Below are 13,549 nucleotides of genomic sequence, written 5' to 3'. Positions count from 1 at the left end.
CTTTTTTCTAATTGCTATGTAATAAATACTTAGATCTTTTTAACCATGCTTCTATCAATAGACCATTTCAGAACAATCGGTGTAATCAGTGTCGTTATAATCACCATAATCACAATAGCACTGAAGACATCATCACCAATAACACCCAGCCCTTTTCCGATACTGGCAAATATTAAACCCACTTCACCACGAGGAATCATACCGACACCAATCACAAAACGATTCACGCCTTTACCAGCAGCAAGCCCAGATAACAGCTTTCCTATGATTGCCACCACAGTAAACATAACAGCCAGCCAGATAGTTTGCGTTTCGAGAAAGGTTTTTAGATTAACCTGCATTCCCATCAATACAAAAAATACCGGAGCAAACAGACTTTCAATCGGATTAATCAGTTCCTGAGTGGTCGGCGAATAATCAAATCTCCCATTTTCATCACAGTGCTGGCTTCTTTTTTTACTATCACCAAAGTGTTCATCATTTACAATTAAGCCCGCGGCAAAAGCACCCACAATTGATGCCAGGCCAATAAAATTTGTAAAGGCTGCCATTAGAAAAGCCAGGGCTAATGGGAATAATAGTTTTACCTGAATTTTACTAAATACCTGATAAAACTTACTCACCAACCAGCCGACGGATTTTTCACCATAGAGCAACACCAAGGCTATGAAACCAATCGATAACAAGAGAATTTGTGACACATCGGCTATTTGCACACTGCCTGTAGAGACAATACCAATAACGATTGCGAGGATGATCAGGCCTAAAATATCATCGATTACCGCGGCACCTAGAATGACACGCGCTTCTTTGCTTTTAAATCTGTTTAAATCTTTTAATACACGCGCGGTAATACCGACACTGGTTGCGCTTAATGTAGCCCCGATAAACAAATGAGCAGGCGTTGAGGCATCCGGTAAAAACCAACTACTGGCAATAAAACCCAGTGAAAATGGTGCGACCACACCAATGATGGAAACGAGCAAAGAACGAGTACCGACCTTGATCATATCGGTGACTGAGTTTTCCAAACCAATCATAAATAGCAGCAAGATCACACCAAGGTTGGAGAATAACCAAAGCGTCATGGTCATCAGCAATGTATCCATTGCATGAGGACCTACTATTATGGAAATTAATTCCTGAGAGATTCCGCCTTCTGCTAATTCATTGCCGTTAAAAACATGCAGTGCGGCATCATTGATACTGGAACCACTGCGCCACACTTCTTCAAGCAATTTCTGCGCATCATCCAGGTGCATAATCACGGTCGCTAATGGGTTACCCAACCAATAGGCTATATTGCCCAACAGCACTCCGATCATCAATTCGCCGAGCACTGAAGCCTGATTAAAACGTAACGCCAGACCACGGCCAATAGAAGCCATGCCGATAATGACAGCGAGCTCTAGCAATATAAATGAGAAGGGTTCCATACTCTCATTATCAACTAATTCAGGTTACTTATAGTTGATATTAATCAGACTCGATATCGATTTTTAATTTTACGATACTCAAACCAAACTGAAATTCTAGCTCTTGTATTTAACACCGTAAAATAAAGCGTATAGTACAGGCACTAAAATCAAAGTCAGCACCGTCGCGAAACTCAAACCAAACATAATAGTAACCGCCATAGGCTGGAAGAACACATCAGAAAGCAACGGTATCATTCCCAATACGGTGGTAATCATCGCCATGGTTACAGGTCGCAAGCGACTTACCGATGCATTTGAAATCGCATGCAGCATTTCATCGCCCTCTTCTTCATTGAGGCGTTTGATTTCCTCGACCAGCACTATGCCATTTTTTATCAGCATCCCGGTTAAACTCAAAATAGCCAGTAACGCCATGAAACTGAAAGGTGCGCCAGTAACGAGTAAACCCCAGGTCACACCAATCATCGCTAACGGCACCGTAATCCAGACAGCTAATGTTTGCTTAATCGAATTAAACATAAAGATCGTAATAACCAGCATTACCAAAGCACCTAATGGAACAAACGCAAACACCGCTTTATTGGCTTTTTGCTGGGCTTCATACTCACCCCCCCACTTTAAGCTATATCCTATCGGGAGTTCTATTTCCTCAATTAAAGGACGCAATTTAGCTAATAGCGGCACTGGCATACTGCCTGTGGCAGGATTTGGATCAGCGAGTACGGTAAGCGTTCGCTTTCTGTCACGGCGTTTAATCAGCGGGTCTTCCCACTCTACTTTGATACCATTGGTAGCTTGCTCAATATTTACATACGCCTGCTTAGCCGGGCTGAATATTTCAATATTCTTTAACTCATCAAAACTGCTTCGCTCAGATTCTGGTGGGCGTAATTTAATCGGTAAAATTTGCGATCCATTTCTGAAAATACCAATGGTTGAACCAGAAACATTTAATGCAATCGCATCATCAAGATCCTTCTTACTAATCCCTAAACGTCGTGCCGCATTATCATCAAATATAGGTCGAACCAGCTTTGTGCGTTCTCTCCAATCCTGTTTAATATTGATTGCATCTTCTTCGGCGAGGAATATTTCCTCGGCTTGTGCCCCTAGTTTTCTCAACACTTTTGGATCAGGGCCAATAAATCGCGCTTCTATTTTAGCTTTGGTACTCGGGCCAATAGCCATACGGTCGTATTTGGTGAATGCCTGCGGATAATTGGCATCGGTATAGGTTTTAATTTCACCCATAAGACTTCCTACGCGCTCAAAACTCTCTGCACGTACCAGTAATTGGGCATAACTGGGATAGTTAAATTCTGGGCTATATGTCAGCATGAATCGTTCTGCACCACGGCCGATGGTTGCCGTTACTTGCTCAACGCCATCTTGCTCTTTGATGTAGTTTTCTAAGCCACGGATATCTTTTTCAGTCGCACGAATATCACTGCCTTCTGGTAACCAGTAATCCAGTATGAATACCGGCAATGAACTCGCAGGAAAGAAAGCCTGCTTAACGTTCGAAAAGTTCATCATGGAAAATACAAACAACCCAATAATGCCGAAAAGGGTTAACCAACGGAAACGCAAGAAAACGTGCAACAACCAGCGATATGTACCATAAAAAACACCTTTATAAGGATCAGCTGCCATATCGTGTTGCGCAATAATTTCTTCTTTGAACATCAGATAGCAGAGAAATGGCGTAATCGTAATTGCTAAGACCCAGCTTAAAAATAACGAGATAAATAACACCCAGAACAAGCTACCCGTGAACTCGCCGCTGGCATCAGGCGATAATCCAATCGGCGCAAATGCGGTAATCGCAATGACCGTAGCACCCAATAATGGCCAGACCGTGTTTTTAACAATGCGGTTTGCGGCTTCAATTCGGGTCAAACCGCGTTTCAAACCGATCATAATTCCCTCGGTTATGACGATGGCGTTATCTACCAACATTCCGAGAGCAATAATCAAGGCACCCAAAGAAATACGATGTAGCTCAATCCCCTGAATGTTCATGATAATAAACGTACCAAGAATCGTCAGAAGCAATACGATACTCATCAGAATACCTGGGCGTAATCCCATCGCAATCAATAGTACGGCAATAACAATGCCGACCGCTTGCGCCAGACTTACGACAAAATTCTTAACCGATGCATCAACCTGCCCTGGCTGATCGTAAATGACGCCGATCTCAATACCCACTGGACGCGCGAATTCCAATTCTTCTAAACGTGCTTTAATCGCGTTTCCTACCTCAACAACGTTAACACCCGATGCAAATGATACCGCCAGGGTTAAAGCATTTTCACCATTGAAATGATAGATGTGACTGGCAGGATCAACGAACTGTTTGCTGATTGTTGCGATGTCAGAAAGGTAGACTAATTGATCGCCATTACGTCCAACCGTTAAGTTCTTCATTGCTTCAATCGATGAAACCGTACCCGTCGAACTGATGCGAACATACTCAGAACCGATTTTAATTTTGCCCGCATTACTCACCAGATTCTGAGTTTGTAACAAGCCTTGTAGTGAAGTGATGTTTAATCCTAATGCCGTCATCCGCGAACGATTAATTTCGATAATCAACTCTTCGTTTCTAGTGCCGCCTACTTGTACTTTACCTACGCCATCGACAACCACTAACTCACGTTTGAGATAATCGACATAGTCTTTTAAGTCGGCGTAGTTATAATCTTTACCTGTGAATGCCATGAAGTAACCAAATACATCGCCAAATTCAGTGTTCACAATCGGAGCATTTGAACCCACCGGTAACTGTGACGTCAAGTCTGAAATTTTACTGCGCATCTCATCCCAGATTTGCGCTAAGTCGTCCTTACGATAGGTGCTTTTCATTTCCACCATAATCTGCGACATGCCATTACTCGATGTCGACGTCACATTATCCAGATACGATAAGGTTTGCAGTGTCGTTTCCAGTGGCAGGGTAATTTCTTCTTCTACCTCTGTGGCTGACGCACCCGGATAATAGGTGACTATCATCGCCTGTTTAATAGTGAAATTTGGATCTTCCAGACGACCCAGGCCATTAAAGGCTAAAATGCCACCAGCAATTAACAACACAATGACCATCCAGCTCACTGTTTTTTGGCGTATAGAACGTTCTGCGATATTCATAAATTTTTATCCCGAGATTCTGCTCTATAAACCACGTTCTTTGGTTAATGGACGTATCTTTTGTCCTTCCTTAAGATAACTTACACCAGCCGATATAACTTTATCTCCAACACTCAAACCCTCTATGATTTGAATATTATCTTTGACGATTCCCATCACTTTCACAGCGGTTTTAGTGACGCGCATATCATTGGTGACTTTCCATACCCATTGCTTATCATTTTCATCAAACACTGCTTCTACGGGAATCAAAAGGCCTTTGTTGTCATTAGCCAACTCCAGTGCGGCAAAATCCAATTCGATATCTACACTCATACCGGGAAGTACGTTGTAGTCTTCAGGATTTTTTAAGCTGAATAAAACCGGATATGAACGTGTCGCCTGGTCTGGCACAGAATCATGTTCTTTGTAGCACGCTTTGATTTCATTTTTATTGTCAGAAGCTAGCTTCACCTTGCCGCACATCGACTTGTATTTATCCGACTTTTTCAAGCTTTTGATCAATGTTTCGGGGATATCAAACTGCACATCCAGTTGATTGGTATTTTGTAGTTGAACAATGGTTTGCTGTGGCTGAATAAACTGAAAGTTTTCGATATTGACGTGTGAGATCGCGCCAGTAAAAGGTGCACGTAACTTGGTATAGGTTAAATCGGTTTTAGCCTGCTTTACCGCAACTTGAGCGGCTTTAAGCTCTGCCGTCACAGCATCAACCTCAGCTTGAGAGGCATAACGTTTCTTGAAAAGTGTCGTAGTTTGTTTGTATTTGGTCTTTGCGAGATTCAATTTTGCAATGCGATCATCATAAGCATTCTGATAATCAGTGCTGTCTATCTGCGCTAACAACTGCCCTTTCTTTACTTGCGAGCCGGACTTTACGGTTACTTTTTCCAGTTGTCCGGGAACTCTAAAGGCTAAATCAGATTTTTTATTAGCCTCAATCAATGCAGGAAAGGTACGAATACTGGTACCTTCGAAACCAAGAACCTCCGAGATAATAGCAGGACGAACAAGCTCTTCTTTTACGACATCATCCGCCATTGCTTTTTCTTCACCTTTACAGGCTGCCAAAGTACTTAGCAAAAAAAAGATAAAGAAAAGAGAAAAGGTTTTCCCTGTTTTTGCATCGATGTTCATAACACGATTACTCAGAAATTAAATAAAGTTGCATATTATATACATACATTCATGTATGTATAGTTTATTTTATGATAGCATGCGCAAAAATTAGGGATTAATTAATGGCAAGAAAAACCAAAGAAGAGGCACAAAAAACTTATCAGGCATTGCTTGAAGCAGCACAGCGTCTCTTTATTAAACAAGGCATCGCTAACACGACCTTGAACCATATAGCTAAAGAAGCGGGCATGACGCGGGGCGCGTTATATTGGCATTTCGAAAACAAAGATGCATTGATACTCGCATTATGGGAAGACGGCGCGGGTGGCTTTAATCAAGAAATCACGCATGCGCTAGAACACTTAAGCGATGTTGAAAAACCTGATGTAGCGTTTAGGGAAATATTACACAGCATGATTGCCGCTGTATTGAATGATCCCAAGCTCAGTCAGTCGCTCAAGATTATAATGAATTGTGTTGAAATTACCGATGAAGAAACCCCCTTGCGCGCATATCTACAGGATAAATATGCGTCTTATTTCAGCAGTATGGCTATAGCTTTAGGGTATCTTAAAAACCAATCCATGCTTAAAGTAGAGCTCTCGGCAGATACTATTGCAGCGGGATTACTCTCTTATTTATATGGCTTGGTAAACTCGCATCTTGAACCCACTAAGCTGATAGATCTTGAAAGAGATGGCATTGATTTGATTGATCTGTATCTAAATAGCTTTCTAAAGTAAAAAATTAATTAGTAGTGGGGAATGCTATTTTGAAACACACCCCCCTACTTATGGGCACTTTTTTTAGCTATAGGCACCTATTTCGCTATAAATAAAACAAGTTTGAATTGATATTAATCCATCAATTTAACCAGACCTTTTAAAACAATATCGTTATAACTCACAGTGCCAACGAGTTCGCCTGTTTTTTCATCGACTACAGGCGCAAGCTTCAAACCGAAGTTACTAAACAAACGCGCGCAATAGCGAATATCCATATTTGCTCGTACGCAGATTACTGGTTTAGACATGATCTCATACAGATTAACCCGCTCTGGAGAACGATCTTTAGCAATCACTTTTTTTGCGATATCAGCGAGTAATACAATCCCGTACTCGTCATCTTCATCGCGCTTATTAATAATCAGTGTATGACTTTCGTGATGCTCCATTTCCTGCAATGCAGATTTTACCGTATCTAGTCCATCGGCAAGGTTAAAGTCACTTTTCATCACTTCCTTCACGCGAATTTTCTGCTTTTTCAGGGTTGATTGATGTTTAGTTTGATCTACCATTAAAGCTTCTCCTCAACCGTTTCGGATAATTTTTCTATTTGATGAGTAATGCCAACCACATCTTCCACATCTATCTGGAAAGCGATACCCGCGCCTTTTTGCGTTTCAAATTCGCCGGCAGTTTTAATCGTTTCCAGAATGTGGCGACTCAAGTGTTCTTCTACCAATAACAACAACACATCGCGCTGCGCTTCTAAGGTTAGTCCAAAAAACGTTTTGCTTTCTTCCGCTCCTTCGCCACTGGCACTTTTAATCACAGTGGTACCGGTTGCCCCAGCCTCGCGGGCAGCATTGAGAATAGTGTTTGTTTTAGCATCTTCTACCAATGCGATAATCAATTTGAAATGCATGGTTTACCTCTTTAAATTAATTTTTGCGGTGCTTAATTCGGCCGATCTAGTGTCGATTCTTGCGGCTTTTCGTTTACTCATAAATGCTGAAATCTGAGCGTATGCCATCACGGCGATAATTGGGAATAAACTGGCAAAAGCGATAAGACCAAAACCGTCCATTAATGGGTTACGTCCCGGAACAGTTTCTGCCAGACCCAAGCCCAATGCAGCTACCAATGGAACGGTGACTGTGGATGTAGTTACACCACCGGAATCATATGCCAAAGGCACAATCATTTTCGGTGCGAAAAAGGTTTGAATCACCACCACAAAATAGCCGCTGATAATAAACCAGTGCAAGGGATAACCCGTAACAATACGAAATGCGCCAAGACCAATACCGATAGCAACACCAATCGCAACAGCAATACGAAGTCCCCAAACACCAATGCTTCCGCCTGAAACTTCATTGGCTTTAATCGCAACTGCCATCAGCGAAGGTTCTGCAATCGTGGTACTAAAACCAATAGCGACAGCAAATACATAGACCCATTTATAATCTTGCCAGTGAATGGTTCCACTGAAGTTTTCAAGACCGTTATATATAAACTCTGGATTGGTTAACTGTTCTGCCATCAATCTCCCTAGCGGGAACAATGCCTGTTCTAAGCCTTGTAAAAAAAGTGCCAGACCCACAATGACATAGGCGAAACCGATAATGACACGACGTAGATTAGGTATTGCCTTTCTTAAGACGAATATCTGAAAACCAAGCAAGATGACTATAATCGGCAATACGTCTCTTACGGTAGAAAGCAGCACGCCACCGAAATCACTAAACCATTGTAATAAGCCCGCCATCAGTTGATGACCATGCCGTAGGCCATGACAAAAATCATCGGCGTAAGTGATGCGAATGCAATCAAACCAAATCCATCCACCATTGGGTTACGCCCTTTGATACTACTTGCGAGTCCCACACCCAAAGCTGCCACTAACGGCACGGTTATTGTTGATGTGGTTACCCCACCCGAATCATAGGCAATGCCGATAATCGATTTAGGCGCCATTGTTGTCATAATCATTACCCCTATGTAACCCCCGATAATTAAATAATGTATTGGCCAGCCTTTTAATATGCGAAGAACTCCGACTAGAATTGCTAACCCGACTGATACGGCAACCGTCAAGCGTAAGCCGGTTGCATAACTTTTCATGGCTGCTTCTGTCTTATCAATCACGCCACCTTCTGCGGCTATCTGTGCCGATTCTGCTGCCACTGCTATTAAGGCAGGTTCAGCGATTGTCGTGCCAAAACCTAGTGCAAAAGCGAATATCAATAACCACACAACACTGCCTTTTTGCGCAAAGGCATGCGCCATCGATTCTCCAATCGGAAACAGGCCCATTTCTAGTCCGAACATAAAAAAGGTTAAGCCGAGTAACACGAACAGAATTCCAGTGAGTAGACTCACCAGATCAGGAATGGGTTGTTGTAAAACCACGAGTTGAAAAAAACCGATGACGATAATAATGGGAAAAAGATCACGCAAGCTACCCAATAAGGAGAAAAATAACGCTTTAAGTGGACGTAACATGTGTATTTTTTGAGTTATTCATTATTAGTAAATCTTCATCAGAAATGATGGCCATTTGAAATGACAGCTTGTTTTAGAAGTATCTTTTATGTAATTAACTTAACATTATTAATGATTTATTATTTTGAAGATTTAACAATTCTTAATTTACATCAATTAAATAAGATACATCATTTATTTAAATGAAAATTTATACAGAGATTAGGCACTTTTTAAAGACTTAACCTAAAGTGACATTGAAAACTATCATCAAAAATTAAACATCACAGCATTTCTAACAAGCGTTATAATTACAACTTTTTTAGACCTAAGCACAATTTTATTCAAACTTTCATACTAATATCCTAGCCCAAACTAACGTAACGCTAACCTAAATATAATTACTCAAATACTGTGATGAACTTATCTAAATTCGGCAAAAAATTTACCCAACCTACTGGAATTACCCAGTTAATGGAAGACCTTGGCAATGCGAATAACAGCGGCAATCCTGATATCGTTATGCTGGGTGGTGGCAACCCTGCATTAATACCAGAATCCAATGCGCTTTTTGTTAAAGAGTTGCAAGCGCTCATCTCCAGTTCTAAAGTCGATTCTATGCTAGGTTTATACGATGGTCCGTTGGGTTTTGACGAATTTAGAGAAGCCTTGGCGGATATGCTCAATGACCGTTACGGCTGGGGACTTGATGCGAATAATATTGCCCTGAGTAATGGTAGCCAAAGCAACTTCTTTAGCTTGTTTAATCTACTTGCCGGTGAGATGACTGACGGCAGTAATAACAAAATCCTATTCCCGCTAGCACCCGAATATGTCGGTTATGCTGATCAGGGTTTAAGCGATGATATGTTCATCTCAATCAAGCCGAACATCAATATACTCGAAGAGTATTCGGCGGATGACGCTAAGCAGTTTAAATACGAAATAGATTTTGATGCCTTGGAAGAAACATTGGCAGAAACGCATAATAACGTTGGTGCAATCTGTGTTTCCCGCCCTACCAATCCTACCGGCAATGTCATTACCGATGATGAATTATCGCGACTCGACACGCTTGCGCAGCAATATAATATACCTTTAATTATTGATAATGCTTATGGTCATCCTTTTCCCGGGGCGATTTACATCGATGCTGAACTTACCTGGAATCCGAATACGATACTGTGCATGTCGCTATCCAAATTGGGTTTACCGGGTTTAAGAACCGGTATCGTGATTGCCAACCATGAAATCATCAGCTCTCTGAGTCGTATCAATGGCATTATGATTCTAGCGCCGAACAGTGTTGGCCCAACCTTAATGACTCGAATGATTAAGGACAAGGAATTACTGAATCTATGCCGTAATGTAATCAGACCGTTTTATGAAGATAAAGCAGCGACAGCTGTGCGCTTATTCAATGAAGTTTTTGCTGATCAGCCGGTCTATCTGCACAAGCTGGAAGGTGCCTTTTTCATGTGGCTGTGGTTTAAAGATATGGATATAACAGGTGAAGAAATTTATACCCGCCTGAAACGCGAAGACGTTTATATCATCCCCGGACATAACTTCTTTATTGGCATTGAAGATGACTGGGCGCATAAACATCAATGTATCCGAATCAATTATGCGAAAGATGAAGCGACCTTGAGAAAAGGACTCGAAGCCATTTATCGCATTATCACTTCATAGTTTTAAGATTAACTAAGGGTAAATGTGCAAACTGATTATAAATTAAGTCACCCCCCTACTTTTAAGGCATTTTTTGAGGGGAATTCATAATAGTGTAATATTGGCTTATTACACTATTTCGTCTAAATTTATCTAAACTCGTCTAAATTTATATCTAAGTAGTTAGTTAGTTAAATAACAAAAACAATCATGGGCACAATAAGAAATGACACATCCAATCTGATTGCGACCTTTGAATACATCCAATGGAATTAAACATACATGTCTGAACAATTAGTAAGCGCGCGTATTACGCCTACGCAACACCTCAATATTTTATCTCAACTCGAAGTTTCTAGATTACTAGACGCCTCAAATACCGGAATTTACCCGGTATTTCGCCAATGTGCATTAGCGGTACTAACCCACGGTAATTATACCGATGACGCAAAGGAGCTTTTAGAGCGCCACAAAGCGTTTCAAATCCGCATTATCCAGCAAGACCGCGGCATAAAGCTCGAGGTAAAAGGCGCACCCGCGGAAGCTTTTGTTGATGGCAGAATGATTCAGGGTATTAATGAACACTTATTCGCGGTGATGCGAGACATCCTCTATACCCACGACGATATCATCGACAACCCAAAGTTTGACCTGACTGATAGCGACGGCATTACCAATGCTGTGTTTCATATAATGCGTAACTCGGGCAATCTTCGTCCACGTTCCAGACCTCAGCTGGTGGTCTGCTGGGGCGGACATTCCATCTCCCGTACTGAATATGATTACACCAAAGAAACAGGTTATGAATTAGGTTTGCGCGGCATGGATATCTGCACTGGCTGTGGACCTGGCGCCATGAAAGGCCCAATGAAAGGTGCAACATACGGACACGCGAAGCAACGTATTAATGATGGTCAATATTTAGGTATTACCGAGCCAGGAATAATCGCGGCCGAATCGCCAAACCCCATAGTGAATGATTTAGTTATTCTGCCAGATATCGAAAAGCGTCTGGAAGCGTTTGTACGAACCGGACATGCGATTATTGTGTTTCCCGGAGGCGCAGGCACGACCGAAGAAATTCTGTATATTCTCGGTATATTATTACACCCAGACAACGAGCCTTTACCGTTTCCATTAATTTTTACCGCACCAGAAAGTTCGCGTGATTATTTTCAGAAAATAGATGATTTTATAGGTGCAACGCTGGGTAAAAAAGCTCAGGAACAGTATGAAATAATTATCAATAATCCTGCCAAAGTAGCGAAGAAAATCAAGAAAGGAACTAAAAGAGTTAGGGATTTCCGCCGTCAGCACAGTGATGCCTATTACTTTAACTGGCGTTTAAAAATTGATAATGAATTCCAGCAAACCTTTATACCAACGCATGAAAATATGGCGAATCTTGAATTAAGCAAAGACCTGGAAACTCATGTACTCGCGGCTAATTTACGACGAGCTTTTTCCGGGATCGTAGCGGGTAATGTAAAAGATGATGGAATTCGTGCAATTGAGAAACACGGCCTGTTTCAGTTGAGTGGCGATCCAGAAATCATGCAAAAGATGGATGATTTACTTAAATCATTTATCAAACAGGATCGTATGAAATTACCGAGTGATGTGGCTTATACGCCGTGTTATGAGATTGTGAAGTAAGATAATAGTAATTGTTTATAAAGTAGGTGGTTTTAAGTCACCCCCCTACTTTAGAGCACCTTTTTAAATAAACTATTTAATAAAGCATTTAATAAACAGTCTGAATCACTGAAGAGACTATAAACAGAACTGGCAAAATAGTTTACACTCAACAACGAACACTTATTTAAGGTTGGGATATGCGGGCGATTACAGTGCTATCATTACTATTTCTTTCATTGATAGCGAGTCCTGTATTTTCTGCAAGTTCAAATTCAACTGGCTCAATATCAACTGCATCAAACTCTGCATCAGGGAAAGCTATCAGTCATTCTCACAATGGCCGAGTGCATAGTCACATTCTCCCTGCTTCTGTCATCAAACACTTCCACAGACATTCGCATAATGGACGCAGTCATATTCATCCTTATTCTGCTGAAATTGGTTTTAAACATACGCACAACAGTCCACAAACGAAACCTGACCCTAACAGTGTAAAACATCAACACGGTGGTAGATGGCATAGTCATCCTTTGCCTCCTTCTGGATTAAATCATCCTCATCGTCACAAACATGATGGAAGAACGCATACGCATCCTTACCCTGTGAATGGGGTTAATCATTCTCATGGTATGAAATCTCCATCATCAACGCCGGCAGAACCTGCAACAACGCCTTTTGATCAAAATGATGATGACTACTTGCTAAGCCCTGCAGCGACAGCACTAAAGAAACCAGAGTTAACTATTGAAGAGGTTGCCAGACAATTATCGTTATCCAAAAAAATAAAAACAGTTAAAAACAAAAGTAAGACTAAAAACAGAGTCAAAACAGGCAAAAAACAGGCAAAAACCAAAAAAGTGAAGCGCCCTAAAGCGACTATCAGAAAGAAAACTACTGTCAAAAAGAAGTCTCCTGTTAGAAAAAAACAAATTCTGAAACAAAAGACTCAATCTTTGATAAAGCCAGCATCCACAAACAAAGTATTTATAGCTCCCTTTATAGTTCCTACTAAAGAACAACAAGTAAGTGCAACGAGACAATTTGAAATTGGATTACGATACGAAAATGGAACAGGTGTAGAGAAAAATCTGGAGCAAGCTGCGAAGTGGTACCGTAGAGCGGCAGAACAAGGTAACCCCAAAGCTCAATTTAATCTGGCTTCACTTTATGAAAGTGGGCAAGGTGTAAAAAAAGACTTAAAGCAGGCCCTTAAATGGTTTAAGAAGGCAGCCGAACAAGCAAAGCTGCAAGAGCAAGACACCCTGCAAGACACAACTAAAGTTGAATAACTCTAAGAATCGATAGTATTGTGATTAAGCATCTTTT

Annotated in this window: 11 protein-coding genes; 4 read left to right on the top strand and 7 right to left on the bottom strand. The window is 41.2% G+C overall.

The features are described from left to right. Nucleotides 1-29 precede the first annotated feature (29 nt). From Q1A31_RS12675 to Q1A31_RS12665, 3 genes are all read right to left on the bottom strand, one after another. Nucleotides 30-1,436: a cation:proton antiporter gene (locus Q1A31_RS12675; RefSeq protein WP_299877060.1), complete on the bottom strand. Its 1,407-nt coding sequence runs from the start codon at nucleotides 1,434-1,436 to the stop codon at nucleotides 30-32. 96 nt (nucleotides 1,437-1,532) lie between these two features. Continuing rightward, the gene (locus Q1A31_RS12670; RefSeq protein ID WP_299877057.1) at nucleotides 1,533-4,589 is read right to left on the bottom strand and encodes an efflux RND transporter permease subunit; all 3,057 of its coding nucleotides are present in this window, start codon (nucleotides 4,587-4,589) and stop codon (nucleotides 1,533-1,535) included. Between the two features lie 24 nt (nucleotides 4,590-4,613). Next, nucleotides 4,614-5,726, bottom strand: a complete 1,113-nt coding sequence (locus Q1A31_RS12665) for an efflux RND transporter periplasmic adaptor subunit (RefSeq protein ID WP_299877054.1) — start codon at nucleotides 5,724-5,726, stop codon at nucleotides 4,614-4,616. Between the two features lie 104 nt (nucleotides 5,727-5,830). Here Q1A31_RS12665 and Q1A31_RS12660 point away from each other — a divergent pair, with 104 nt between their 5' ends. Further along, on the top strand, nucleotides 5,831-6,451 hold the full coding sequence (locus tag Q1A31_RS12660) for a TetR family transcriptional regulator (RefSeq protein WP_299877051.1): 621 nt from the start codon (nucleotides 5,831-5,833) through the stop codon (nucleotides 6,449-6,451). 113 nt (nucleotides 6,452-6,564) lie between these two features. Here the strand turns inward: Q1A31_RS12660 and Q1A31_RS12655 are convergent, their stop codons facing one another. Genes Q1A31_RS12655 through Q1A31_RS12640 form a run of 4 tightly spaced genes read right to left on the bottom strand, consistent with a single transcriptional unit; the run spans nucleotide 6,565 to nucleotide 8,935 of the window. Then, nucleotides 6,565-7,005, bottom strand: a complete 441-nt coding sequence (locus Q1A31_RS12655; protein WP_299877048.1) for a CBS domain-containing protein — start codon at nucleotides 7,003-7,005, stop codon at nucleotides 6,565-6,567. Then, nucleotides 7,005-7,355: a P-II family nitrogen regulator gene (locus tag Q1A31_RS12650; protein ID WP_299877045.1), complete on the bottom strand. Its 351-nt coding sequence runs from the start codon at nucleotides 7,353-7,355 to the stop codon at nucleotides 7,005-7,007. Before Q1A31_RS12650 ends, Q1A31_RS12655 begins: the two co-directional genes overlap by 1 nt. Before the next feature lie 3 nt (nucleotides 7,356-7,358). Beyond that, nucleotides 7,359-8,198, bottom strand: coding sequence for a DUF1538 domain-containing protein (locus Q1A31_RS12645; RefSeq protein ID WP_299877042.1), 840 nt, complete (start codon nucleotides 8,196-8,198; stop codon nucleotides 7,359-7,361). After that, nucleotides 8,198-8,935, bottom strand: coding sequence for a DUF1538 domain-containing protein (locus tag Q1A31_RS12640; RefSeq protein WP_299877038.1), 738 nt, complete (start codon nucleotides 8,933-8,935; stop codon nucleotides 8,198-8,200). The genes Q1A31_RS12645 and Q1A31_RS12640 overlap by 1 nt, the downstream gene beginning before the upstream one ends. Before the next feature lie 396 nt (nucleotides 8,936-9,331). Here Q1A31_RS12640 and Q1A31_RS12635 point away from each other — a divergent pair, with 396 nt between their 5' ends. The 3 genes from Q1A31_RS12635 (at nucleotide 9,332) to Q1A31_RS12625 (ending at nucleotide 13,512) form a co-directional block, all read left to right on the top strand. Continuing rightward, the gene (locus Q1A31_RS12635) at nucleotides 9,332-10,606 is read left to right on the top strand and encodes a valine--pyruvate transaminase (protein WP_299877035.1); all 1,275 of its coding nucleotides are present in this window, start codon (nucleotides 9,332-9,334) and stop codon (nucleotides 10,604-10,606) included. Nucleotides 10,607-10,867: 261 nt separating this feature from the next. Next, the gene (ppnN, locus tag Q1A31_RS12630) at nucleotides 10,868-12,241 is read left to right on the top strand and encodes a nucleotide 5'-monophosphate nucleosidase PpnN (protein ID WP_299877032.1); all 1,374 of its coding nucleotides are present in this window, start codon (nucleotides 10,868-10,870) and stop codon (nucleotides 12,239-12,241) included. Between the two features lie 179 nt (nucleotides 12,242-12,420). Next, nucleotides 12,421-13,512: a tetratricopeptide repeat protein gene (locus Q1A31_RS12625; protein WP_299877029.1), complete on the top strand. Its 1,092-nt coding sequence runs from the start codon at nucleotides 12,421-12,423 to the stop codon at nucleotides 13,510-13,512. Nucleotides 13,513-13,549: the final 37 nt, after the last annotated feature.

This window comes from uncultured Cocleimonas sp., assembly GCF_947495625.1.
In the GTDB taxonomy this organism is placed as follows: domain Bacteria; phylum Pseudomonadota; class Gammaproteobacteria; order Thiotrichales; family Thiotrichaceae; genus Cocleimonas.
The sequence above is the reverse complement of the archived record's forward strand: the minus strand, read 5'-3'. Positions and strand labels throughout refer to the sequence as shown.

Coding starts and splice junctions, on each gene's coding strand:
- Q1A31_RS12635 (WP_299877035.1), top strand. CDS start 9,332: ATGAACTTATCTAAATTCGGCAAAAAATTTACCCAACCTACTGGAATT.
- Q1A31_RS12655 (WP_299877048.1), bottom strand. CDS start 7,005: ATGGTAGATCAAACTAAACATCAATCAACCCTGAAAAAGCAGAAAATT.
- Q1A31_RS12645 (WP_299877042.1), bottom strand. CDS start 8,198: ATGGCGGGCTTATTACAATGGTTTAGTGATTTCGGTGGCGTGCTGCTT.
- Q1A31_RS12665 (WP_299877054.1), bottom strand. CDS start 5,726: ATGAACATCGATGCAAAAACAGGGAAAACCTTTTCTCTTTTCTTTATC.
- Q1A31_RS12660 (WP_299877051.1), top strand. CDS start 5,831: ATGGCAAGAAAAACCAAAGAAGAGGCACAAAAAACTTATCAGGCATTG.
- Q1A31_RS12650 (WP_299877045.1), bottom strand. CDS start 7,355: ATGCATTTCAAATTGATTATCGCATTGGTAGAAGATGCTAAAACAAAC.
- Q1A31_RS12625 (WP_299877029.1), top strand. CDS start 12,421: ATGCGGGCGATTACAGTGCTATCATTACTATTTCTTTCATTGATAGCG.
- Q1A31_RS12670 (WP_299877057.1), bottom strand. CDS start 4,589: ATGAATATCGCAGAACGTTCTATACGCCAAAAAACAGTGAGCTGGATG.
- ppnN (WP_299877032.1), top strand. CDS start 10,868: ATGTCTGAACAATTAGTAAGCGCGCGTATTACGCCTACGCAACACCTC.
- Q1A31_RS12640 (WP_299877038.1), bottom strand. CDS start 8,935: ATGTTACGTCCACTTAAAGCGTTATTTTTCTCCTTATTGGGTAGCTTG.
- Q1A31_RS12675 (WP_299877060.1), bottom strand. CDS start 1,436: ATGGAACCCTTCTCATTTATATTGCTAGAGCTCGCTGTCATTATCGGC.